The 24028-nt window shown below is 58.0% G+C and carries 21 protein-coding genes; 11 read left to right on the top strand and 10 right to left on the bottom strand.

The window, feature by feature from the left end; translation table 11 throughout:
• Positions 1-297 precede the first annotated feature (297 nt).
• The 7 genes from gyrA to DW892_RS05995 form a co-directional block, all read right to left on the bottom strand.
• Complete coding sequence (gene gyrA, locus DW892_RS05965) at positions 298-3009, bottom strand: DNA gyrase subunit A (RefSeq protein WP_187364992.1); 2712 nt, start codon at positions 3007-3009, stop codon at positions 298-300.
• 202 nt (positions 3010-3211) lie between these two features.
• On the bottom strand, positions 3212-5242 hold the full coding sequence (gene gyrB / locus DW892_RS05970) for a DNA topoisomerase (ATP-hydrolyzing) subunit B (protein WP_117766353.1): 2031 nt from the start codon (positions 5240-5242) through the stop codon (positions 3212-3214).
• 105 nt (positions 5243-5347) lie between these two features.
• A complete protein-coding gene (locus DW892_RS05975) occupies positions 5348-5911 on the bottom strand; it encodes a DciA family protein (RefSeq protein ID WP_117766355.1) in 564 nt (187 codons plus the stop codon).
• A complete protein-coding gene (locus DW892_RS05980) occupies positions 5898-7004 on the bottom strand; it encodes a DNA replication/repair protein RecF (RefSeq protein WP_117766357.1) in 1107 nt (368 codons plus the stop codon). The genes DW892_RS05975 and DW892_RS05980 overlap by 14 nt, the downstream gene beginning before the upstream one ends.
• Before the next feature lie 9 nt (positions 7005-7013).
• Positions 7014-8117, bottom strand: coding sequence for a DNA polymerase III subunit beta (gene dnaN, locus DW892_RS05985; protein WP_099432409.1), 1104 nt, complete (start codon positions 8115-8117; stop codon positions 7014-7016).
• Between the two features lie 238 nt (positions 8118-8355).
• Positions 8356-10080, bottom strand: a complete 1725-nt coding sequence (locus DW892_RS05990; protein ID WP_117766359.1) for a DnaA ATPase domain-containing protein — start codon at positions 10078-10080, stop codon at positions 8356-8358.
• A 15-nt stretch (positions 10081-10095) separates the two neighbouring features.
• Positions 10096-11448 carry an ATP-binding protein gene (locus DW892_RS05995; protein WP_117766361.1) on the bottom strand — a complete coding sequence of 451 codons (1353 nt, stop codon included), beginning with the start codon at positions 11446-11448 and terminating at the stop codon, positions 10096-10098.
• 345 nt (positions 11449-11793) lie between these two features.
• Between DW892_RS05995 and rpmH the strand changes: the two genes are divergently transcribed.
• The 9 genes from rpmH to DW892_RS06040 all read left to right on the top strand — a co-directional run bounded on the left by rpmH (position 11794) and on the right by DW892_RS06040 (position 16833).
• Positions 11794-11928 (top strand): 50S ribosomal protein L34, encoded by a 135-nt coding sequence (gene rpmH / locus DW892_RS06000; protein ID WP_019127408.1) that lies wholly within the window; start codon positions 11794-11796, stop codon positions 11926-11928.
• Positions 11929-11948: 20 nt separating this feature from the next.
• Entirely contained in the window at positions 11949-12287 is a 339-nt protein-coding gene (rnpA, locus tag DW892_RS06005; RefSeq protein ID WP_117766363.1) for a ribonuclease P protein component, read from the top strand.
• On the top strand, positions 12284-12508 hold the full coding sequence (gene yidD / locus DW892_RS06010) for a membrane protein insertion efficiency factor YidD (protein ID WP_117584026.1): 225 nt from the start codon (positions 12284-12286) through the stop codon (positions 12506-12508). Before rnpA ends, yidD begins: the two co-directional genes overlap by 4 nt.
• 29 nt (positions 12509-12537) lie before the next feature.
• Entirely contained in the window at positions 12538-13308 is a 771-nt protein-coding gene (locus DW892_RS06015; protein ID WP_055251326.1) for a YidC/Oxa1 family membrane protein insertase, read from the top strand.
• Between the two features lie 44 nt (positions 13309-13352).
• Positions 13353-13922: a R3H domain-containing nucleic acid-binding protein gene (locus tag DW892_RS06020; RefSeq protein WP_117637920.1), complete on the top strand. Its 570-nt coding sequence runs from the start codon at positions 13353-13355 to the stop codon at positions 13920-13922.
• Positions 13923-14090: 168 nt separating this feature from the next.
• Entirely contained in the window at positions 14091-14756 is a 666-nt protein-coding gene (rsmG, locus tag DW892_RS06025) for a 16S rRNA (guanine(527)-N(7))-methyltransferase RsmG (protein ID WP_233546849.1), read from the top strand.
• 134 nt (positions 14757-14890) lie between these two features.
• Entirely contained in the window at positions 14891-15691 is an 801-nt protein-coding gene (locus tag DW892_RS06030) for a ParA family protein (protein WP_055251322.1), read from the top strand.
• On the top strand, positions 15684-16589 hold the full coding sequence (locus tag DW892_RS06035) for a ParB/RepB/Spo0J family partition protein (protein ID WP_187364991.1): 906 nt from the start codon (positions 15684-15686) through the stop codon (positions 16587-16589). Before DW892_RS06030 ends, DW892_RS06035 begins: the two co-directional genes overlap by 8 nt.
• Positions 16579-16833 carry a hypothetical protein gene (locus DW892_RS06040; protein ID WP_117637918.1) on the top strand — a complete coding sequence of 85 codons (255 nt, stop codon included), beginning with the start codon at positions 16579-16581 and terminating at the stop codon, positions 16831-16833. The genes DW892_RS06035 and DW892_RS06040 overlap by 11 nt, the downstream gene beginning before the upstream one ends.
• A gap of 199 nt (positions 16834-17032) precedes the next feature.
• Here the strand turns inward: DW892_RS06040 and rlmN are convergent, their stop codons facing one another.
• Positions 17033-18085 carry a 23S rRNA (adenine(2503)-C(2))-methyltransferase RlmN gene (gene rlmN / locus DW892_RS06045; protein ID WP_055251319.1) on the bottom strand — a complete coding sequence of 351 codons (1053 nt, stop codon included), beginning with the start codon at positions 18083-18085 and terminating at the stop codon, positions 17033-17035.
• A gap of 85 nt (positions 18086-18170) precedes the next feature.
• On the opposite strand from rlmN, the gene DW892_RS06050 reads away from it, so the two are divergent.
• Positions 18171-19136, top strand: a complete 966-nt coding sequence (locus tag DW892_RS06050; protein ID WP_117766367.1) for a D-alanine--D-alanine ligase — start codon at positions 18171-18173, stop codon at positions 19134-19136.
• Positions 19130-22024 (top strand): helicase C-terminal domain-containing protein, encoded by a 2895-nt coding sequence (locus tag DW892_RS06055; RefSeq protein WP_117766369.1) that lies wholly within the window; start codon positions 19130-19132, stop codon positions 22022-22024. The genes DW892_RS06050 and DW892_RS06055 overlap by 7 nt, the downstream gene beginning before the upstream one ends.
• Here the strand turns inward: DW892_RS06055 and DW892_RS06060 are convergent.
• Both DW892_RS06060 and DW892_RS06065 read right to left on the bottom strand, forming a co-directional pair.
• Positions 22021-22938 carry a YafY family protein gene (locus DW892_RS06060; protein ID WP_117766371.1) on the bottom strand — a complete coding sequence of 306 codons (918 nt, stop codon included), beginning with the start codon at positions 22936-22938 and terminating at the stop codon, positions 22021-22023. The genes DW892_RS06055 and DW892_RS06060 overlap by 4 nt on opposite strands.
• The gene (locus DW892_RS06065; RefSeq protein ID WP_117766373.1) at positions 22925-23947 is read right to left on the bottom strand and encodes a YafY family protein; all 1023 of its coding nucleotides are present in this window, start codon (positions 23945-23947) and stop codon (positions 22925-22927) included. The genes DW892_RS06060 and DW892_RS06065 overlap by 14 nt, the downstream gene beginning before the upstream one ends.
• Between the last annotated feature and the right edge of the window lie 81 nt (positions 23948-24028).

The following is a 24028-nucleotide window of genomic DNA, read 5'->3' on the forward strand; positions in this document are numbered from 1 at the left end:
GCGCAAGGGATATATTAGACGAGTCGTTACGCGCGCGTCAACAACTTTTTTGAAAATCTTTGGAGGGGTTCGCCCCGGTCGCCCGGCGGCATATGAAGTCGCCTGCTCGGACAGTCCTGACTCGCACGGAGAGCACATTAAGTGCTCTCCGGCTCGTGCGGAACTCGCGATCGACTTCATATGCCGCCGGGCGACCGGGGCGAACGCGGGTCCCTAGGTTTTCAAAAAAGCGGTCGGCGCGCAGGTGCGCCGACCGCCGATATATGGGGTCTGATGTTTTTGACCGGAGAGGACTACTTACTCGTCGAGGAGATCCTCTGGCATGTCGTTGCCGTCGCCTAGGTCGACTGGGGCCTCTTCGGTATCGGCTGCGGCCTCGGCGCCTTCGCCTTCGGGTTTTTCCTTGGCTGCCGTCATGCGGGCTACGGCGCAGATGCGGTCGTTGTTGTCGACGGTCATCATCTTGACGCCCTGGGTGGCGCGGCCGGTCTGGCTGATCTCGTCGGTCTTGACGCGAATGACCGTCGCGCCTTCCGTCACGATGAACAGCTCGTGCTGCGGGCCCACCGTCTTCATGGCCGCGAGGTTGCCCTTACGCTCGGTCATTTGGATGGTGTAGACGCCCTGGCCGCCGCGATTCTGCTCCGGGTAGTCCGCGACCGGCGTGCGCTTGCCGTAGCCGCGCTCGGTGATGACGAATAAATCACCGTTGCCGTTAGTGACTTCCATGCCCAGAACGCTCACGCCGTCCTTCATACCGATACCGCGAACGCCGCTAGTATCGCGGCCGGTGGCGCGCACCTGCTCCTCGGAGAACATGATCGCCTTGCCCGCGGTGGTGGCCAGGATAATCTTGTCGCCCTCGCGCACGCGGCGCACGTTCAGCAGCGCGTCGTCGTCACGCAGGTTGATAGCGATCAGGCCGTCGCGGCGGCTGCGGTCATATGCGCTCATTACGGTCTTCTTGACCATGCCGCTCTTGGTGGCAAACATCAGGTACTCGTCGGCAGGGAACTCGCGGCAGCTGATGACGCTCGCGATCTTCTCGCCCTCCTCGAAGGGCAGCAGGTTGACGATCGCGGTACCGCGCGCCTGGCGCGTACCCACCGGCAGCTCGTGCACCTTCAGGCGATAGACCTTACCCTTGCTCGAGAAGAACAGCACGTACTCGTGCGTGGACGCGATGAACATCTCGTCGATAACGTCGTCCTCTTTGAGGTTGACGCCCGACACGCCCTTGCCGCCGCGCTTCTGGGCGCGGTATGCGGCCACCGGGATGCGCTTGACATAGCCGGTGTGGGTGATGGTCACGACCATGTCCTCGTCGGCAATGAGGTCCTCGACGTCCAGGTCCTTCTCGACATGGCTGATCTCGGTGCGGCGCTTATCGCCGAACTTCTTGGAGATCTCGCGCATCTCTTCCTTAATGACGCCCAGGATCTTCTCCTCGTGCGCCAGCAGGTCCTCGTAGTAGGCGATGGCGCGGCGCAAGCCGTCCAGCTCTTCCTGAATCTTGTCGCGCTCCAGGCCGGTCAGGCGGCGCAGCTTCATCTCGAGGATGGCCGTGGTCTGCTCGGGCGTAAAGCCAAAGCGCTCGATCAGGCGGCTGCTGGCCTCGGAATCAGTCTGCGAGGAGCGGATGATGCTGATGACCTCGTCGATATGGTCAAGGGCCATCAGGTAGCCCTCAAGGATATGCGCGCGGGCCTGGGCCTTCTTAAGGTCGAAGCGGGTGCGGCGGGTGACGACGTCGACCTGGTGGTCGATGTAGTGCTGCAGCATCTCGCGCAGGCTCAGGCATTTGGGAACGCCGTTGACAAGCGCCAGGTTGTTGGCGCCAAAGGTCGTCTGCAGCGAGGTGTACTTGTACAGGTTGTTGAGCACGACCTGCGGGATGACGCCCTTCTTGAGTTCGATGACCAGACGGATACCCTTCTGGTTGGACTCATCGCGCATGTCCGAGATGCCCTCGATGCGCTTGTCGTTGACGAGCTGGGCGATCTTCTCCTGCAGGGTGCCCTTGTTGACCATGTAGGGAATCTCGGTAAAGACCAGGCGGTTGCGGCCGGTCTTGGTGGATTCCACGTGGGCCTTGGCGCGCACGGTAATGGAGCCGCGGCCGGTCTCGTAGCTCTGCTTAATGCCGGCGCTGCCCATGATGATGGCGCCGGTGGGGAAGTCCGGACCGGGCATGATCTGCATGAGCTCGTCGACAGTGGCGTCGGGATTATCGATCAGGTAGCAGGTTGCCTCGATCGCCTCGGTGAGGTTATGCGGGGCGATATTGGTGGCCATGCCGACGGCGATGCCCTGGCTGCCGTTGACCAGCAGGTTGGGGAAGCGCGCAGGCAGCGCCTGAGGCTCGGCGAGCGATTCGTCGTAGTTGGGCTGCCAGTCGACGGTATCCTTCTGCAGGTCACGCAGCAGCTCCATGGCGGGCTTTGCCAGGCGGCTCTCGGTGTAACGCATGGCAGCGGCGCCGTCGCCGTCGATGTTGCCGAAGTTGCCGTGGCCGTCGATGAGCGGCGTGCGCATGGAGAACCACTGCGCCAGGCGAACCATTGCCTCGTAGACCGCGGCGTCGCCATGCGGATGGTACTTACCGATAACTTCGCCGACCGTCCAGGCCGACTTCTTGTGTGGGCGGTTGGGGTAGATGCCGCTCTCGTTCATCGCGTACAGAATGCGGCGGTGAACCGGCTTTAGGCCGTCGCGCACGTCCGGCAGGGCGCGCGCCGTGATGACCGACATCGAATACTCGATGAACGACTGTTTCATCTCACGGCCGAACTCCGAAATCTGGAGCTGGCCGCCATTGATATCCTCGCCGGCCGAGGCGCCACGGTCGACTTCGCCAAAGCTCTCCTCGAGCTCGCCGTCGTCGTCTTCTTCCTCATCATCATCGGCATCGGGGTTATAGGCGTCCGGATCGCCGTCCTCGCCCTGCTCAGCGCGGGCAAGCAGGCGCTTCAGATCGTCGGGCATGCCGGCATCGCCGGCCTCGCCCATACCCTCGTTATTGTTGATATCGTCTGCCACGTTACCTCCTCATGGTTTGCGTGGTTCAAATCAGATAGTCCCCGTCCCCGTCACTAGGACGGAGACGGCTTTTCCAGGTGCCGCAGATTCGCTCGAAAGAGGAGGGAAGCGTACTTGGGTACGCGACCGACGATTGAGAGCGAAGGTGCGGTGGCTGGGAAAGCCGAACAGGTTAGGCATCTAAGAATCGTGCGTCATGCGCGTGTTTCTCGATGTACTCGCGGCGATAGCCGACCTCGGAACCCATCAGCTCGCGCACGGCGCGGTCTGCCACCACGGCATCCTCGATCGACACGCGCTGCAGGATGCGGGTCTTGGGATCCATCGTCGTCGAGGCGAGCTGCTTGGGGTCCATCTCGCCCAGACCCTTGTAGCGCTGGACGGTATAGCCCTTGCGCTTCTTGGTGATCTTGCCATCCTTGGCCTTGCCGTCTTCGTCGTTATCGTCGGGGTTCAGGCCCAGACTCTGGATGGTGTCGCGCAGGATCTCGTCTTCGGGCTGGCGGCCGTTGGGATACACGTAGTGGATCTTGTTGCGCACCTTAATGCCAAAGATGGGCGGACAGGCAACATAGACGTAGCCGGCATCGATCAGCGGACGCATGTACTTGTAGAAGAACGTCAGCAGCAGGATGCGGATGTGCGCACCGTCGACGTCTGCATCGGTCATGATGATGATCTTGTGGTAGCGCGCCTTGGTGATATCGAAGTCGCCGCCGTCGCCGGCAATCGTCGTGACGCCGCAGCCGATCGCGGTAATCAGCGACTGGATGGTGTCACTCGAGAACGCGCGATGGTCACCAACGCGTTCGACGTTCAGAATCTTGCCGCGCAGGGGCAGAATCGCCTGAATGTCTCGGCGACGGCCGTCCTTGGCCGAACCGCCTGCCGAGTCGCCCTCTACGATGAAGAGCTCGGTCAGCTCGGCATCGCGCACCGAGCAGTCAGCGAGCTTACCGGGCAGGGACGCCGTCTCGAGCAGGCTCTTGCGGCGGGTCGCCTCGCGCGCCTTGCGGGCGGCATTGCGCGCCTTGCAGGCCTGTTGCGCCTTCTTGACGATCTCGCGGGCAGGCTTGGGATGCTCCTCCAAGTAATCGGCAAGGCCGTCGGTCACGATCTTGAGCGTCAGCGCGCGCATATAGGAGCTGCCGAGCTTGGCCTTGGTCTGGCCCTCAAACTGCGGATCGGGCAGCTTGACCGAGATAACGGCCGAAAGGCCCTCGCGCACATCGTCGCCGGTCAGATTGGCGTCTTTTTCCTTGAGCAGGTTCTGCTTGCGCGCGTAGTCGTTGATCACGCGGGTGAGCGCGGTGCGAAAGCCCTCAAGGTGCATGCCGCCCTCGGGAGTGTAGATGTCGTTGGCAAACGACATGACGTTCTCGCCGTAGCCGCTGTTCCACTGCAGGGAAACCTCGACCTCGCCCATCTTGGCCACGGGCGCATCCGGGTCCGATTTGCCCTCGATGTAGATGGGCTCCTTAAAGGCCTCGGGGACGTCCTTACCCTCGTTGAGGAACTTGACGAAGTCGATGATGCCGCCCTCGTAGCAAAACTCCTCCACGTGGGGAGTCGCCTCGCGCTCGTCGGTCAGCACGATTTTGAGGTTCTTATTGAGGAACGCCGTCTCCTGCAGACGGTTGTGCAGCGTATCGAAATCGTAGATGCAGGTCTCGAAGATCTCGTCGTCGGGCCAGAAGGTGACGGTGGTGCCCGTCGAATCCGAGGTGCCCACGACCTCCATCTTCTTGACGGTCTTGCCGCGCGAGAACTCCATCTCGTAGGTGTTGCCATCGCGACGAACCTGAACGACCACGCGCTTGGACAGTGCGTTGACGACGGAGATGCCCACGCCGTGCAGGCCGCCCGAGACCTTATAGGCCGAGTTATCGAACTTACCGCCGGCGTGCAAGATCGTCATGACGACCTCGAGCGTCGGGATCTTTTTAACAGGGTGCTCGTCGACGGGGATGCCGCGCCCGTTGTCGACGACCGTGATGGAGTTGTCGGCGTGGACCGTCACCTGGATCTCGGTGCAGAAACCGGCCATGGCCTCGTCGACGGAGTTGTCAACGATCTCCCACACCAGGTGATGCAGACCGCTGGCGCTCGTCGAGCCGATATACATGCCCGGGCGCTTACGAACGGCCTCGAGACCTTCGAGAATCTTAATCTCGCCGCCATCGTAATCGTTTTCGTTTGCCACACGTCCTCCTTCAGTCAAGAAAATGTGTACAGCCTTACTAGTTTATCGTAAAAAAATACCCTCGGGAACGAGGGTATTTGGCTCTACAAGGCCACCAGATGCGATTTAAGGCTCTTTTTTGCTTTGCACGCCCTTGGCCCACTCGGCACTGGCTCTCATGGCATTCTCGAGGGCCTCGCGCAGTTTTTGGTCTTCGATGGGCGCCACTTGGCGCTCAATCTCGGTGCGCTCGGCCTCACTTAGGTCGGCGTGTGGGGCCGGCGGGCGCTCGATCGTCGCTGGGCGCAGGCGCTCCTTGGCGGCGGGCGACGTGTGACCGGGCGCGGTGGTTTTGAACACCAGGCCGTCCACATGAGCACCGGCGCGCTCCATGCGCGCGCGGATGATCTCGCGCAACAACGTCATTTCCTGCGTCCACGAGGGCGAATCGAGATATACCAGCAGCTCATTGGACTCGGGCAGGTAGCGCAGACCCGTCACATGCCGCCCCTCGCGCGTGCCCGAGCACACCGCGTTCCACGCGCGATAGACCGCACGCGACTCCTCGGCGGCCTCCATCTGCGCACGGCGCTCGGGGGTCGCCGACGCCAGGATGCGCTGGCGCTCTGCGTTCAAAAAGCCGCTGAAGGCGACCGTCTCGCTCTCGCGCTCGTAATTAGCACGTCTCACCCATGCTCACCACCTTGGCTCGATCAAGCAGGTCATCGGTAAAGTACCCCAGGTTGGTCGTGGTTATGACCGTCTGGATATCATCGCCAATCAGCCGCAGGAAAGCGCCGCGACGCTCGCCGTCGAGCTCGCTCATCACGTCGTCCAAAAGCAGCAGTGGGGCGGTGCCAAGGACATCGCGAGCCACGGCCACCTCGGCCACCTTCCAGGACAGCACCAACGTTCGCTGCTGTCCTTGGCTGGCAAACGAACGAGCGGAGCGACCCGCCACGGTAAATTCAATCTCGTCGCGATGCGGTCCCACCAACGTCACGCCGCGGCGAATTTCCTCGTCGGCGTGCTCATCAAGGGCGGCCAGCATGCGCTCGTACGCCCAGCCCTTCAGCTCTTCGCGATTCTCGACCTGGGGCAAATCCCCCAGCGTGGACGCATAGGACACGTTGGCGGCCTCACCGGACGCCACTTGCCCGTAGGCAGCGCGCACATGGCCCGCCAGCCGGTCGAGCAGGGCCAACCGGTGCACGAGCAGGGCCGAGCCCGCGCGGGCAATCGATTCGTTCCACGCGCCGAGCATCTCGCGGCAGCACCAGGTCTCCTTGAGCAGGGCGTTACGCTGGGTCACGCAGCGCCCATAGGTGTTCGCAAGATCGGCATAGCGTGCGCTCAGTTGCATGCCAAAGTCATCGAGGGCGGCGCGGCGCACACTGGCGCCTCGCTTAACCATGTCCAGATGGTCGGGGCAAAACAGCACACTCGGCAGAACCCCGCGCACACCAGCGGCAGAGCATCTCTTGCCGTTGCGGCTAAACGAGCGCTTACCGTCCTCCGCGCTCAATCCCATATCAAGCACGCGGCCGTCGCCCTCGAGCCTCAGCTCGATCTTGCACGAGCCCACGCCGTCATGGACGAGCTCCGCTGCGGTCGGATGCCTAAACGAGGCGCCGCTCGTCAGCAGCTGCAGGGCCTCTATGAGATTGGTCTTTCCCGCCGCGTTGGGTCCTGCAAGTATCGTCACGCCCTCGTCCAGGGCAAGGCGATAGCTATCGAAGCTGCGGTAGTGCGCGACGGAAAGATCGCGGGCGAACATGGTCATAGCGCAGCGCTAGATGCGGACCGGCATGACCAGGTACAGGTAGTTGATCTTATCGTAGGACTTAAAGATGCCCGCCTGCGAGTAGCTCTTGAGCTCCAGCGTGATCTCCTTCTCCTTGGACAGGGCATTGAGGCAGCCGAAGATGTAGTGGTAGTTGAAGGCGATGGTACCTGACTCGCCCTCGGCCTCGACATCGATCGTCTCCTGCGCAAGGTCCTGGTCATTGGAAATGGAGGACAGGCCCATCTGCCCGTTCTCGACATCGATCTCGAACTTGACGGCGGGGTTGGCGCTCGCAATAACGGCCACGCGCTTGAGGGCGGCGTTAAAGGCGGCGACGTCGATCTTGACGCTCGTCACGCACGAATCGGGGATGAGCTGCTTGTAGTTGGGGTACACGCCCTCGATACGACGCGACACGTAGGTGGTGTTGCCGGCCTCGAAGACGACCTGGGTGTCGGTAGCCCCGATCATGATGGTCGCCTGGCTGGCCATGATGTTCAGCGCGTCGTTAAAGGCGTCAGCCGGAACGTTGAGCTCAAAGGAGCCCTCGAGGGTCGAGGTCTCGACCTGCGTATCGCACACGGCCAAGCGGAAGGAATCGGTCGCCACCAGGCGTACGGTGTTGTTCTCGACCTTCATGTGCACGCCGCCCAGGATGGGGCGGGCCTTGTCGGTCGAGGTGACGCGCCACACGCGGCCGACCATTTCGGACAAGACATCGGTCGGCAGCTCCACGGCACTCTCGATGGCATAGGCCGGAAACTCGGGAAAGTCATTGGCATCGAGTGTGTTCAGGCGGAACGAACTCTTCTCGCAACCAATCAGCACCTGGCGCTCAGACAGCTCAAAGGTGACCGGGGCATCGGGGAGGGTCTTGGTGATATTGGAGAGCATCTTACAGGGGATAACCATCTCGCCCTCTTCTTCGACATGCGCCGCGATGCGATGACGGATCGAGATGGTGTAGTTAGAGGTCTGGAATTCCAAGATGCCGTCTTGCGCCTTAACGAGCACGCCCGACAGGATGGGAAGGGTGGATGCCGAAGCGACACCCTTCATAACGACGCCGATGGCTTGTGTAAGCGAGCTCTGGCTGACGGTGAACTTCATCTTTTAATACCTTTCTATAGATATAAATATCTTAATAATAGTAATAGCACTGACGAAACTGTTGATTACTCCCAAAGACGCAGGTCAGACCCAAAAAGAGAATCGACAGCAACCTGTGTGCAACAGGGGTGGTTTTCCACGTTCAAAACCTGCGCAAAACTTTTCATCAACGCGGGTTGGGTTTTAGACACCTTATGCCCGTGGTTTCGACAAGTTTTCAACAGGTGTCTCTATTTCCCTACGAGCGCAGTGTAATTTTATCGCGCAGCGACTTGAGGTCTTCGGTGACGGTGCGGTCTTCCTGGATCATCTTCTGGACCTTTTTGTAGCTTGTGCTGACGGTCGAGTGGTTGCGGTTGCCAAATTCGGCGCCCACCGCCGTGGTCGTCATCTCGCACATCTCGATGGCCAGATAGATGGCAATGTGGCGTGCCTTGGCGATATTGGCGTTGCGTCGCGGGCCGATGAGCTCCTCGTGCGTCACGCCGTACTGCTCTTCGATGACGGATTGAACCGTCTGGACGTTGATCTTTTTGGCCGATGTGTCGAAGTACTGGCTGGCGATGGCGTCGATATCGTCAAAGGTGAGCTCCCCGCCCTCGCGCTCGCGGTCGCCCGCCTCGCCGGCGCAGCGCTCGCAAAAGCTCTCGAGTTCGCGGATGTTGGTGCCCGAGACCTCTGCCATGTGTTTAAAGTGCTCGTCGGTCAGGTGCCCGCCGTCGCCCCCGTAGGCCGCCAGTAACGAGTCGTCGCCTGCCTCGGGAGCGGCGACGATGGTGTTCTCGTAATAGCGCTGCAAGATCTTGTATTTCATCTCGTAGCTGGGCTCTGCGACCAGGCAGAGCATGCCGGCGTTGAAGCGGCTGGTCAGACGCTCGTCCATGCTCAGGTCCTTGGGGGCGCGGTCTGCCGCGATGACGACCTTCTTGTTGTTGCGGATGAACTCGTCCATGAGCTGGAAAAAATAGTCCACGCTCGCGCGCTTGCCGATGATGTTTTGGATGTCATCGATGATGAGCACGTCTACGCCGTGGTACGCCTGCATGATGGGGGCGTTGCTCTTCTTTTGGCGGTCGAACTCGGTCATCAGGTCGTCCAGATATGCCTGGGAGTTGGCGTACTTCACCTTGATCTCGGGCGACTTCTCGGCGAGCTCGTTTTTGATGGCAAGCAGCAGGTGCGTCTTGCCCAGGCCCGATTTGCCGTAGATGAACAGCGATGTGCACGTGCCGCGTTCGTCCGCGAGGGCGGCAAACTTGAGTGCCGAGCGATAGGCATGGCTGTTCTCGGGGCCGTAGACAAAGTTCTCAAAGGTAAATTTTGAGTTCGCGGCGAGTGGGGCTCCATCCGTATTCTGCTCGGCCGGCACGGTCGGTGCTGGCATGGGTGAAGCAGGGGTCGCAGCTTGCGTGGATGTAGTCGGCGTTCCGCCCTTCATCTGGTTCATCATGCGACGAAAATCATCGGCCGAGAGCGTGTTCTTGATTGCAATGCCCGAATCCGTGCCCGCCGCTGCGTCGTGAGCGATGGGCATGTGCGTGACGGGCGCGTTCGTTGACGTCGCCGCCGCGGTCGGCAACGGTGTCATGGTTTCACGGGAAACATCGCCGTGCTGGTGCTCGATTGTCGGCACGGCGCCCGCGCCGGCCGGCGCCGCCGGGGAAGTAGCGGGAGCCGTGGCGGGCGCCGTCGCGGCAGCGGATTCGGCCGTTGCGCCTTGCGGTGCCACGATATCGAGCGCAATCGGCGCAAAGGCGATTTCTTCCAGATAGGCCTCAATAGTCGGCTGATGCTTTTTGAGCTGCGCGATGGCAAAGCGCGAGGGTGCCTCGATCGTGAGCGTGTCTTCGGTCAGGCTTATGGCTCGCGATTGCCCCAGCATGTTGATGAGGCGTGCATCTTGGCCGTCGCGCTGGCAAAAGGCGATGGCATCCCCCAGGATGATGCTTGCTTCCTCGTCCACTGTCTCTCCCGTTCTTTAGCTCTGAGCTCGCACGCGAGCGGCGCCGAGTTCGGTCAGATGGTATTTCTGGCCATGCTTGATGACCAAGCCGGCCTGCGCCAAGTCATTGAGCGTGCGTGACCAAGTGGGGGCCGAGTTTCCAAACGCCCTCGCCAGATCGGTAGCACCGCACGCTTGATTTTGCGCCAGATAGCCCAGCGCGGCGTTGCCGCGATCGCTTACGAACACGTCCGGTTGTGGCTGCGCATACTGATTTGCTGCATTAGGATACATCATTTGAGCTGCTGGTTGTTGAGAACTCTGCATGGGCGGCATTTGCTGTTGAAAACTTTGGGGCCACTGTTGGTAAGGCTGCGGAGGCATCTGCTGGGCCCAGGGGTTGTACTGCTGCTGCGGCATCTGCTGGTACGGCTGCTGATATCCCTGCTGGTACTGCTGCGGGAACTGCTGGCCATACCCCAGTGGCGGCATCTGCTGATATGGATATCCCTGATGGTACGGCTGATAGCCCATTTGTTGGCCACCCGGTGCCCCCGTCGCCTGCTGCATTGCTGCTGCATCCTGATCCGCCAGCGGCATGGCCTCTGGCATGTTTGGCGGCATCGACATCGATGCCGCCTGGGGCTCTTGTGTAGGAAGCATTCCGGGCTGCTGCATCTGCCCCACGGGGGGCTGCATCTGCTGCGTTGCCATGGGCTGCTGCGCAAAAGCTCCCGGCAGGGGATATGTGGACTGCTCCGTCTCGGGCCGCACGGCAGCACCGCGTCCGCCGGCACGCTCGATTTCCTGCACGCGCTTGGGGTCCAGACTTACCGTAACCACGGTGCCGCTGCCCATGTTGTCCTCGATGGACACGGCGCCGCCGGCGTTTTCCAAATACTCCTGCACCATGGGAAACCCTGCTCCGGTTCCACGGATATAGCGCTTCATCTTGCTGTTTGCGCTGGTAACGCCAAAGTCGAAAGCGCGTTCCTTGTCGTCGATACCGGGTCCTTGATCAGCAAAGCGGATGGTGTCCCCGCCGTCCAGAATCGAGATGATGGGCTCGGCAAAGTGCGCGTGGATAAAGTTTTCGACAATCTCGCGGATGACCATGAGCGAGATATGGCCACCTTGTTCTTTCATGCACTGGTAGACGGTGTTGGTCGTCTCTTCCAAATACGTGCGGACATCTTGCGGATCAATGACGATCACACGCGGTGTCGACAACATGTCGTCATAGACGGCGATGCGCGCGGCGTACATGGCTTTTGGCGCCTGCGTGGTCGTCTGCTCGCCTTCGTCACGCTCTTCGCGCACGCCGGTGATGTGCTCGTTGTCGGGTGCCGGGTCTCCGGAATCGACCATGGTGTAAAAGTCGTCAGACATGCCGCTCGCAATCGTTCAAAAGGTTTCGAATAAATAGTAGCTCACCGTGCAATGTTTCTCATCTTTCGACAACTTTTCAAAACCTGTTGAAAACCTTGGAAAACGGGCGAAAAGTTCTCAACATTGCCAACATGACCTGTTGAAAACTCGATGAAATATCGTGAAAAGTTGTTATGCACCGCAAAATTCGGTTGAGCTTATGGGGGAACCGTGTGAACTACGCAACCTTTTACCTTTGATTTCTTGACATTTGAACATTGATTTCCCTACAATCTTCAAGCTCACGTGTCTATATCTGCGTCCGCGCTCCCGCGGACACTCGAAATGCAGCAGGAGGAACTTAAGATGAAGCGTACGTATCAGCCTAATAAGCGTAAGCGTGCCAAGACCCATGGCTTCCGTGCCCGTATGGCCACCAAGGGTGGTCGTGCCGTGCTCGCCCGTCGCCGCGCCAAGGGCCGCAAGCGTCTCACTGTCTAGCAGCGATACACACATCTCGCATGAAGACTATTAAGTCTCGGCAAGATTTCGAGCATGTGTTCAGTCAGGGGCGTCGTTTCAATCACCCTCTGATTCGAATGACCATATGTGAATCGGTTGGCGAAGGCGACTCCGGAAGGGTCGCCTTCGTTGGTGCTAAACGGCTCGGTTGTGCTGTCGTGCGCAACCGTTCTAAGCGTGTGATGCGCGAGGCCGCCCGCAGCTGCGGATTTCCCGTTGCGGGTTATGACATCATCTTGTTCGCAACTCCCAAGACGAGGGATTCCTCGCCGCAGGAGATGGACAAGGCATTGCGTTCGCTTATGAAACGCGCCGGCGTTGCCGGGGAGGAGCGATGAGCAATCACGTTTTGCGACGTGTTGCCATCGCTCCTATTCGCATATATCAACAGGTTATTTCGCCCTTATTGCCTGACGCCTGCATTTATTACCCAACGTGCTCGCAATACGCCATCCAGGCGATTGAGAAGTACGGTGTTTTGAGAGGCTGCTGGCTTGCCGTGAGGCGCATCGCTCGCTGCAATCCCCTGCACGTCGGCGGTTATGACCCTGTGCCCTAGCGGGCACTCGCTATCGGAGGAAAACTTACATGTGGGATTGGATCGTTAACATCCTTTTCGAGCTGCTCAAGCTCATCCAGACCTTTGCGGTCGACTGGGGCCTGTCCATCATCATCCTGGTGGTCATCATCCGTCTGCTGCTGACGCCGCTTATGCTCAAGTCGACCAAGTCGACGGCTCGCATGCAGGTGCTGCAGCCCAAGATGCTCGAGATCCAGGAGCGCTATGCCGACGATCCCCAGCGTCAGGCCGAGGAGATGCAGAAGTTCTACAGCGAGAACAAGTTCAACCCGATGGCTGGTTGTCTGCCGCTGTTGATTCAGATGCCTGTCCTGTTCGCCCTATTTACGCTGCTGCGTAACCTGCCGGACTACTTTAACGACGGCACGTTCTCGTTCTTTAATATTCTACCCGACCTGACCACCACGCCGAGTGCCTCCTTTGCCGATGGCTTTATGGTCGCGCTGCCTGCGCTGGTCTGCCTGATCCTGTTCGCTGTCCTGACCCTGATTCCGCAGCTCTATATGTCGCGCAACCAGACCGGCCAGCAGGCTCAGAGCATGCGTATGATGGCCGTTGTCATGACGGTCATGATGCTTTGGATGGGCTGGAGCCTTCCCGTTGGTGTTCTGCTGTACTACGACGTCTCGTCTGCTTGGCAGGTTATCCAGCAGATTTTTGTGACGCAGAAGGTCATCGACAAGGCGAAGGCCGATGAGGAGGAGCGCCTTAAGAACGCGCCGCTGCAGGTTGAGGTCACTCGTCGCGAGAAGAAGCCGCGCCCGCACAAGAAGAAGTAGTGGGATATCAATCTTATTTAGGTACCTAACTTTTGGAGTACGTTATGTCTGAAGAGATCATCGAGGATATGCTTGAGGAGGTTGCCCCGCAGGTCGCGGGCGATTATCCCGAGATTGCACAGCGCTACAAGGCTGGTGAAGAGCTGACCGACGAGGAGCTCGACACCATTGCCGATGTCGCGATTTCCATCCTGCGTTCCATCCTTTCGCACTTCGATGCCGCCAACTCTCCTATCGATGAATATGAAGGCGATGAGGGCGAGTTGATTCTGGATGTAACTGCTCCTGATCTTGCTGTTCTCATTGGTCGCCATGGACGTACGCTTGATGCCCTTCAGGTTATGTTCTCTCTGCTGGTTAGCCGTAAGCTCGGCTTTAGGTATCCGGTTGTCGTCGATGTTGAGGGTTACAAGAGCCGTCGTCAGGACAAGGTTGCCGCTATGGCTCAGTCTGCTGCCGAGCGTGCAATCCGTACTCATAAGAGCGTTTCCCTGCCGCCCATGAATGCCTATGAGCGCCGACTGGTTCACATTGCGCTTCGTGGTAATGATGCAGTCGATACACATTCCGAGGGTTCTGACCCTGATCGCCATGTGGTAATTGTTGCTCGTTAATCCACTCGAGCTTATGATAAGGGGACGTGGTTTCCACGTCCCCTTTTTTTGTCAAAAGTTCTCGATACACTGATTTTTGTCAGAAAGGAGCTTTCGTTGTTAGTACTTACTGATCAGCAGGCTGACAAGATGTTGAGTCGTCTAACTTCTTATTGCAAAGAGTATTCCTTGAGCGTAACTGATGTTGAGCTGAGGAACTGTATTCAGCATTTGGATTTGGTTCTGGAAAAAAATAAGACAACCAATCTTACCCGTATTCTTAACGTAGAAGATGCTGTAGTACTTCATATCCTCGACTCGCTTGTTTTGCTTCCCTATATCAATAAGGCTCCTGAGGGAGCTTTGCTCGATATGGGAACAGGTGCGGGCTTCCCTGGTATTCCTTTAACCATAACCACGCATCGTAAAGCTACTTATATTGACTCTGTTGGGAAGAAGGTTGATGCTGTCAATTCTTTTGTTGATGCTCTTGGATTGAAACATGCTGATGCGGTTCATGATCGCCTTGAAGAATATGCTCGAAGCCATAAGAAGCAGTTTTCTGTCGTAACCGCCCGTGCACTGGCTCCTCTACCGATTCTTGTTGAGTATGCGGCTCCGTTCATTAAAGACGGAGGGCTATTTGTTATCACCAAGGGTAATCCTTCGTTTGAGGAGCTTGCTTCCGGCATGTCAGCAGCTAAGATTTGTGGCTTCACTTTGCTTCTGAATGACGCAATCGATTTGCCTGAGGGCTTGGGCCACAGGGAGTTTATTGTATTTCAGAAGAGTCATCCAGCATCCGTTTCATTGCCTCGTGCAAATGGCATGGCAAAGAAGAATCCGCTTGCCTAGATGTTTCACGTGAAACATAATGGATACTAACAACTTGCAGTGTTTCACGTGAAACATGGCGGTTGATATCGAATCGGAATGTTTCACGTGAAACATCCTCCGTTTGACAGCTTTAATACACACCAGGAGGGACCGTGGGATTTCGCGACGTTAAGCGTTCTAAGAACGCAAAAGACACGCGTATCATTGCAATCATCAATCAAAAAGGCGGCGTCGGTAAGTCAACGACGGCTGTAAACCTTGCAGCAGCACTGGGTGAGCAGGGTCGTAAGACACTGATTGTCGATTTTGATCCGCAGGGAAACAGTACCAGTGGGTTTGGAATTGAAAAAGAAGACCTTGATCACTGCATTTATGATGCATTGTTGAATGATGTGCCGGCAGAATCGCTTGTTCTTGATACAAATTGCAAAAAGGTATTCGTAATTCCAGCTACGATTCAGCTTGCAGGTGCCGAAATTGAGCTCGTAAGCGCAATTGCTCGTGAAACCCGCCTCAAAGATTTGCTTGAGCCGATTCAGGACGAGTTCGATTTTATTTTCATTGACTGTCCTCCTTCGCTCGGCCTGCTTACTATCAATGCCTTGACCGCAGCAGATAGCGTTTTGATTCCAATCCAGTGTGAGTATTACGCACTCGAGGGCGTTACGAAGCTGCTTGAGTCAATGAAGATGGTCAAATCACGTCTGAATAAGGGCTTAGACACCTATGGCGTGCTTATGACCATGTATGACTCACGTACTTCTTTGTCGAATCAGGTTGTTGAGGAAGTTCAATCGTACTTTGGTGATAAGGCGTTTAAGACGCTGATTCCCCGTACGGTTAAAATCTCTGAAGCTCCGTCTTTTGGAGAACCGGTAATTACCTATGCACCTCAAAATAAGGGTGCAAAAGCGTATATGAACCTTGCAAAAGAGGTGATCAAGCGTGCCTAGTGCAAAGAAACGTGGTGGATTGGGACGCGGACTCAATGCTTTGGTCTCAGAGGCTGAGTATGAGACCGGTGGTTCTGCTGCATCTGCTTCAAATGCCGCATCTGAAACAAAACTACCTATTGAGGATATCGTTCCCAACCCTAATCAACCGCGAATTCACTTTAATGAAACTGAACTTCGCGAGTTGAGCGAGTCAATCCAAGAACATGGCGTTCTGCAGCCGCTCTTGGTTCGCAAGCATGGAAACGGCTATGAGATCATCGCTGGTGAGCGTCGTTACCAGGCGTCAAAGCTTGCTGGTCTTGAGGAACTGCCTGTCATCATTAAAGATGTTAATGATGAAGAGATGCTGGCTCTTGCTCTTATCGAAAACCTTCAGCGTTCTGATTTGAATCCCGTCGAAGAGGCTAAGGGCTATCGCCAGCTCATCGATGCTAGCGGTATGACCCAGGAGGCATTGTCGAAGGCCGTAAGCAAGTCACGCTCTGCAATTACAAACTCGCTGCGCCTTCTCGATCTCCCCGAAGTAGTTCAGCAGATGATTTTTGAGGGTAAACTTACTGCTGGTCACGCACGTGCGATTCTTGCAGTTCCCTATGAGGGTGCTCGAATTCGACTTGCAGAGAAGGTTGTTGCGGAGGGCCTTTCCGTAAGAGCGACAGAAAATCTTGCTCCATTGTTTTCTGCCGGAGAGACACCTAAGACGCCGCGGCCCGCAACGCCGCAGTCTTTTAAAAAGGCTGCGCGTGTACTTCGTCAGGTATTTAATACCAACGTGCGTGTGAAGAGCTCGCGTGGAAAGAATAAGATTGAGATTGAGTTTAAAGACGAGGAAGAGCTCTCTCGTATTCTTGGTGAAATGATTCAGTTTGATCAAGGAGGCCAAGATGAGGAATAAGATTATTACTGCGATTGCATTGGTGACGACTGTCGCGGCTGGTGCCTTTGCTGGCTATAAGATCGCGACAGACGATGAACTTCGAGGTCGTTTGCTTCGTGGAGCGCAAGATATCGTTGATACATCCAAGAAGAAAATGGATGTTATGACAGAAGATGTTGCCATGCGCACTGCTCAGGTAACGAAAAATCCTAAGATTAATCAAGGTTGGGTTAGCAACCAATGGGAAAATGTAGGCTATTAGGTACCTAACAATTACTTTGCATATTTTGAGGGGCCCTTGTCTGATTCATGAGACATGGGCCCCTTATTTTGTCCGTAAAAAATGGGAAAGGTAGCAGCTGGTCCAAAATTGAGGTCAATAAATGAAACGGCCCCGGTTGCATATCCTGCAACCGGGGCCGTTCGATGTTTCACATGAAACGTTTTGGAGTGCGACTCCCCTATGCGTTCTTCTGAACTTTGAAGCGCTGTTTCAGCTGTCCGCAAGCGGCGTCAATATCGTTACCACGGGAGTTACGAATCGTGGTCTCGATGCCACGGGACTCAAGACGACGCTGAAGATCCTCAACCTTATGAATCGGCGACGGCTTGAGCGGGCTGCCCTCGATGTCGTTAAGTTGAATCAGGTTAACGTGGCACAGCGTTCCCTCGCAGAAGTCGCAGAGTGCCTGCATCTCGGGATTCGTATCGTTGACGCCTTCGATCATGGCATACTCATAGGTCGGGCGGCGGCCGGTCTTCTCGGTGTAGAGCTGAAGCGCTTCGTGAAGGCGAAGCAGCGTGTACTTCTTGACACCGGGCATGAGCTTATTGCGCGTCGACTGGATGGCGGAATGCAGGGAAACGGCAAGCGTGAACTGCTCGGGGATATCGGCAAATTTGCGAATACCGGGAATAACGCCGCTGGTAGAGACGGTGAGGTGGCGAGCGCCGATACCGATGCCATCGGGGTCGTTGAGGATACGCAGTGCCTTGAGAACCTCGTCGTAGTTGGCAAACGGCTCGCCCTGGCCCATGAAGACAACGCTTGTGGCACGCTCGCCAAAGTCGTTGGATACATGAAGCACCTGGTCGACGATCTCTTGAGCGGTCAGAGAGCGCTTGAGGCCGTTGAGACCGGTAGCGCAAAAGGCGCAGCCCATGCCGCAGCCTGCCTGGGTGGAAACGCAGACGGAAAGCTTGTTGCGACGGGGCATGCCGACAGTCTCGACGGAAATGCCATCGTGGTACTCGAGCAGATACTTGCGCGAGCCATCTTTGGAAACCTGCTTGGTGAGTTCAGTCGGCGTATCAAAGGCAAAAGCCTCTTTAAGCTGCTCACGGAAAGCCTTGGGGAGGTTGGTCATATCGTCAAACGAACAAACGTTCTTCTCAAAGACCCATTCGATGAGCTGCTTCGCGCGGAAGGCGGGCTGGCCAAGTTCGGCCACGAGCTCGCGAATATCGTTTTGGCTCAAGTCGCGAATGTCCTGAGATTTAGTCCTGGGATTCATGGAAGCCTTTCGATTTTGGGGAAACGTAGAGGGTATCGCTACAATATGGTATCAGCTGCAGAAATTATAGAGGAGGAGTCTGCCCATGCCGGGTAAAAGCCTAGAGAACATGCACGTAGCGGTCTTGGCGGGCGGTCATTCCGCTGAGCGCGAGATCTCGCTCAATTCGGGAAAGAACGTCGTGGCGGCCCTGAAGGAGGCCGGCTACACTTCGGTGAAGCTGCTCGACACGGCTGCCGATGATTTTATGGTAACCATGGCGACCGGTGGTTTCGACGTGGCATTTATCGCCATGCACGGCGCCGGCGGTGAGGATGGTGCCATGCAGGGTGCCATGGAGACCCTGGGTATCCCCTACACAGCCTCGGGCGTGCTTGCCAGCGCCTGCGGTGCCGACAAGGAGGTCTCTAAGCTCCTGTACGCCAAGGCAGGCATTCCCATTGCCCCCGGCCTCGCGCTCGAGGTGGGCGATGAAGTCGATATCGATCATATCGTCGAGGTTTGTGGCGAGCGCTGCTTTGTGAAGCCGGCCGTCAACGGTTCCAGCTATGGCATTTCCCTGGTCCATGAGCCCTCCGAGCTGCCCGCGGCAATCGCCAAGGCGTTTGAGTACGGCGACAAAGTGCTGGTCGAGAAGTGCATCGAGGGTACCGAGATCACCGTCGGCGTATACGGCGAAGATGACGTGCGCGCCCTGCCGATTGTCGAGATTCGTAAGCCCGAGGACTGCGAGTTCTATGATCTGGACGTGAAGTATGTCGACCCTACGGATATCCATCGCATTCCGGCGCAGATTTCACCCGAGAATTACGCTCGCGCTCAGGAACTTGCCTGTGCCGCTCACAAGGCCCTCGGTTGCCTGGGTATCTCGCGCAGCGACTTTATTGTGAGCGAGGACGGCCCCGTTATCCTCGAGACCAATACCATTCCCGGCATGACCGATACGTCGCTGTATCCGGATGAGATCCGCCACACCGACGACATGACGTTCCCGCAGGTCTGTGACAGCCTGATCCGTATGGGCCTTCGTCGAGCGGGCATTGCATGCTAATCGAGGACGCGGTTTCGTCAGGAACGCCGCAGTTTGTCATCGACTCCTATGCCACGCTTGCCGACCGCGCCAAAACGCAGTCCTTCGGCCTTATCGAGGAAGTTGTGATTGTCCTCGATACCGAGACCACGGGTCTTTCGGTGCAGGACAACGAGCTGATCGAGATCTCGGCGGCCCGTCTTTCGGGCCGCGAGGTCATCGACCGCTTCGATACCTTCGTGCATCCCAAGCAGCTGATTCCCGCCGAGATTACCGAGCTCACGAGCATTACAAATGCCGATGTGGCAGATGCCCCGTCGGCGGTTGAGGCCGTCGCCGCTCTCGCCGATTTTGTCGGTGGCTGTCCGGTGATCGCACACAACGCCACGTTCGACCGCTCGTTTATCGAGTCGGTCAAAGGCGGCGTCAACGTGAGCGATATTTGGATCGATTCGCTGGCGCTGTCGCGCATCGCGCTTCCGCGCCTGGCCTCTCACAAGCTGTCTTTTATGGCCGATCTGTTTGGCTGCGACTCGGTATCACACCGTGCCAATGCCGACGTCGACGCCCTGTGTGGCGTATGGCGCGTGTTGCTCGTGGCGCTCACCAACTTGCCCCAGGGCCTCATGGCGCGCCTAGCCGACATGCATCCGGACGTGCCTTGGTCCTATCGTCCTATCTTCTCGTTCTTGGCAGGGCAGAACCCTGGTTCTATCTTCTCTCTCAGCGCCGCTCGTGCTGACGTTCTCAAGGCCGATCGCGCCGACGATCGCGTTGATGCGGACGAGCTACCGGTCCTTAAGATGCCGAGTCGTGAGGAGATTGAGGCAGACTATGCGCCAGGTGGCCTGGTCAATCGCATGTATCCCACCTACGAGCCGCGTGATGAGCAGATCGCGATGGCGCTCGAGGTCCGCGATGCGCTGGTCACGGGCACTCATCGAGTAATTGAGGCAGGCACAGGCGTCGGCAAATCGATGGCCTATCTGGTGCCTTTTGCCGAGGCAGCACGCCGTAACAACATCACGGTTGGTATTGCGACCAAATCGAACAATCTTGCCGACCAGCTCATGTACCATGAGCTGCCAAAACTTGCCGAGCAACTGGACGGTGGTCTGTCGTTTTGCGCTCTCAAGGGGTATGACCACTATCCGTGCCTGCGCAAGCTTGAGCGCATGAGCCGCGGCCAGGTCGAGATTACCACCAAGCGCGATCCGGCGGATACGCTCACGGCGGTCGCGGTCATTATGGCGTACGTCTGCCAATCGGCCGATGGCGACCTCGACTCGCTCGGCATTCGGTGGCGCAGCGTCAACCGCCCCGACTTTACGACGGCCTCGCGCGAGTGTGCTCGCCGCCTCTGCCCGTTTTTCCCTGATAAATGTTTGGTCCACGGCGCTCGCCGTCGTGCGGCGCATGCCGATGTGGTGGTCACCAACCATTCCCTGCTGTTCCGCAATGTCGCGGCCGAGGGCAGGATTTTACCTCCGATTCGTCATTGGGTAATCAACGAGGCCCATTCCATCGAGCGCGAGGCGCGCCGCCAGTGGGCGCGCGTGGTGTCGGCGGACGAATCACGCGTTCTGTTTGAGCGCCTGGGTGGCTCGAGCACCGGCGCGCTAAGCCAGGTTTCCCGTGATTTGGCAACCTCCGAGGGCTCTACGCTCTATCTGGGCCTTACTGCCAAGGCGACGTCGACGGTTGCGCGCGCGAGCATGGCGATCGCCGACGTGTTCGATGGAGTACGCGAGCTCGGCCGCCGTGCCCGTGGGAGTTATGACAATGCCAATCTGTGGATTGGCCCCGAGCTGCGCGAATCAGACGACTGGCATGATTTCTTACAGTCGGCCTACACTGCCATCGCCGCATTGGAACAAGCTGACAAGAGCGTCGACGCGCTGGTGCAAGCCGTCGCCGCCGACAAGCCCGAGGTTGTTGTCGACCTGGGTGATATCTCGCGCCGCCTGCACGAGCTGGCCGAGAACCTCAAACTCATCATTGATGGCACCGATGAACACTACGTGTATTCGCTGCAGGTCAATCGCAGGCTGCGTGCCGGCGGAGAGTCGATGACCGCAGAGCGCATCGACATTGGCGAGGCCTTGGCAACCGAGTGGCTGCCCGAGGTTCACACGGCTATCTTTGCCTCAGCGACCATGACGGTGTCCAAAAGCTTTGAGCACTTCAACCATGCTGTCGGGCTCGATCGCATCGGTGCTTCAACGTCGTCATCGCTGCACTTGGATTCGAGCTACGACTTCGATTCGAACATGGCTGTAGTCGTTGCGGGCGATATCCCCGATCCGCGCGATCGTGAGAGCTATCTTACGGCGCTCGAGCGCGTACTGGTCGACGCCCATCTTGCCATGGGCGGATCGGTGCTCACGTTGTTCACCAATCGGCGCGACATGGAGGACCTATACGCCCGCGTTGAGCCCAAGATGGCCCGTGCGGGTCTGGAGCTCAACTGCCAGCAGCGCAACTCATCTCCTCGTCGCCTGCGCGACCGGTTTATCAACGAACCGACCTCGTCGCTTTTTGCACTCAAGGCCTTCTGGGAGGGGTTTGATGCCAGCGGCGAGACGCTGCGCTGCGTCATCATTCCCAAGTTGCCGTTCTCAAGCCCCACGGACCCGCTCTCGTGCGAGCGCAACCTGCGCGAAGACCGCGCATGGGCGCGCTATTCGCTGCCCGAGGCGGTGCTCGAGGTTAAGCAGGCCGCGGGGCGTTTGATTCGCTCGTCGACCGATAGCGGTGTGCTGATCTTGGCAGATCCTCGCCTGGTGACGAAGGGCTATGGCAAGAAGTTCTTAACGTCGCTGCCCACGAGCTCCTACCAGCGCATCGAATCGGCGCAGATCGGGCACTATCTACAGCTGTGGCGTGCACGCCACGAGCGGCGGCGCTAAAGCGGACAGACGAGGGTTTTTGCCATATCGCACAGACGCTTTGACAGGGCGGGGTCATCCAAGATGCGGATGGCTCCGCCCGCTGCGATTATCTGGCTCAGCAGCCAACGCTCGGAGCCGTAATGTACGGTTGCCGTTGCCATGTCTGTCCCGCTGCGCTCGATTAGGGTGATGCCGGCCCAGTCCAGATGCTCCGCCATATCGAATGGCATCAAGAGCTTTGCGCTACGCTGCGTCCGGGCAAGGGAATCGTGGAGGGATGCAACGTCCGGTACGTGAGGCACGACGGAGTCTTCCGTCAAGGCGAGTCCCTCGATTTTATCCATGCGATAGGTGCGCTGCTCATCGACCGCGATGTCCCAGGCAATCAGGTATGTTTGGTCGCCGTTTGCCGTAATGCGCAAGGGGTCGACCAGACGCTCGCGTGGCCGTGCATCGTCCATCGAGCGATACGAGATACGGCAGCGAACGCCGTCCTGAATGGCGCAGCTCAGCTGCTGCCAGTGCGACCCGTGGCTGACGGTGTCAGAGACACGCTGGTTATAGCCGAGCTCTTCGGGTAGAAGAGCGTGTCGAATTCGAGCCGCCGCCTGGGGCTCGATCCCCAACGATTCAAGTTCGTGGTTGAGCACAGCGCCCTCGGCGGCACTCAGACGCAGCGGTAGCACACGCCCGGCGTCACCGGTGAGGACCACACGCTCGCCGTGGCATTCGCAGATGATGCGCGCACCCGATTCTCGGTCCGCGAGCGTCGAGACGATCTCGAGAATCTCGTCGAGCGACACCCCCGTGATGTCAAAGCGACTGCAAATCTCAGTTCGTGTCATGCCGCTCTCGCCAGCGGCGTAGAGGGCCTCAATGATGTCGATGGCGCGCGAGAGCCTCTGCTCGCTGGTGAGTTTACGCACGGGCATGCTCGTGCACCGTCCTTTCAATGAGGTGGTTCCACGCCTGTTTGAGCGATTTGGGGACCACGGGCCTCATGCCGTCCATGGCGTGGGCCATGCAAAATGAGGCGGCAGCTTCAAGGTCGCGCACGTCAACGGTCCAGGTCCATCCTGCATCGGTGTGTGCGAGCTCGCCTCGCCCGCGCGTGAGGCCGTTGATCATATCGATCTGCGTCTGAGGGGCGAACGAGAACGTAGCTGCAACGGGCGGTCGGTCGGCGAAATCGAATTCAAAGAACAGATAGTCGTTGAGATTGAAGTCCGCAGGGATGGCGTAGGCCTTCGAAGGACGCCAAGCGCGAACGATACGGTCGCAGCGGAATGTCCTGATGTCGTCGGTGACATTGTCGAGGCCGCAGAAGTACGCCACGCCCTCGCGTTCGAACATGCCGTAGACGCAGACGGTACGTTCTTTCTGCTCGCCGCGTCCGTTCTGATATAAAAATCGCAGCGCGCATCGCTCGGCAAAGGCGCTCCATACCGCATCGACGGTGGGAGAGCGGCGGATCGGTGCATCGTCCACCGCCGACATGCCGGTGAGGTAGGCAATCTTGGAGCGAATATCGGCAAGCGGCGCGGCAAAGGTGGATGAGCCGGCCGCTAGCGTCTGGTCGATGGCGTTGAGCAGGATATCGGCGTCGTCTGCGGTGATGAGGCCGCCTGCAGCAAACGTGTGCTCGCGGTCGATTGTCCACGAGCTTTCCTCGGTCTCCTGCGCACCGGCGGGGCGAACCTCCTTGATTAAGATGCCACGCTCGAGCAGTTTGTCACGATCGCGCCGAAACTTGCGCTTATCCGAGTCAATGTTGCCCGAGCCATATCCCAGGTCAGAATCCAAGACGATTTGCTCGGTCGTCAGCGGTTCGGGGGAGCTGTTGAGCACAAAGAAAAGATTGAGGACACGCTGAGCCGTTTTATCGAAACTTGGCTCCGAATTTCCCTTTTTAATTGTCGCGGTCGCGTCGCTTGCCGTCATAGAGTCCTCGCATGAGAAGGTGGTTTGCTGCCATGATTTTAGTCCGATATGGAGATTAGGCTATATCCTTGTCCGCTCGGG

Origin of the sequence: Collinsella sp. AM40-7AC (assembly GCF_003468125.1) — a bacterium.
In the GTDB taxonomy this organism is placed as follows: domain Bacteria; phylum Actinomycetota; class Coriobacteriia; order Coriobacteriales; family Coriobacteriaceae; genus Collinsella; species Collinsella aerofaciens_O.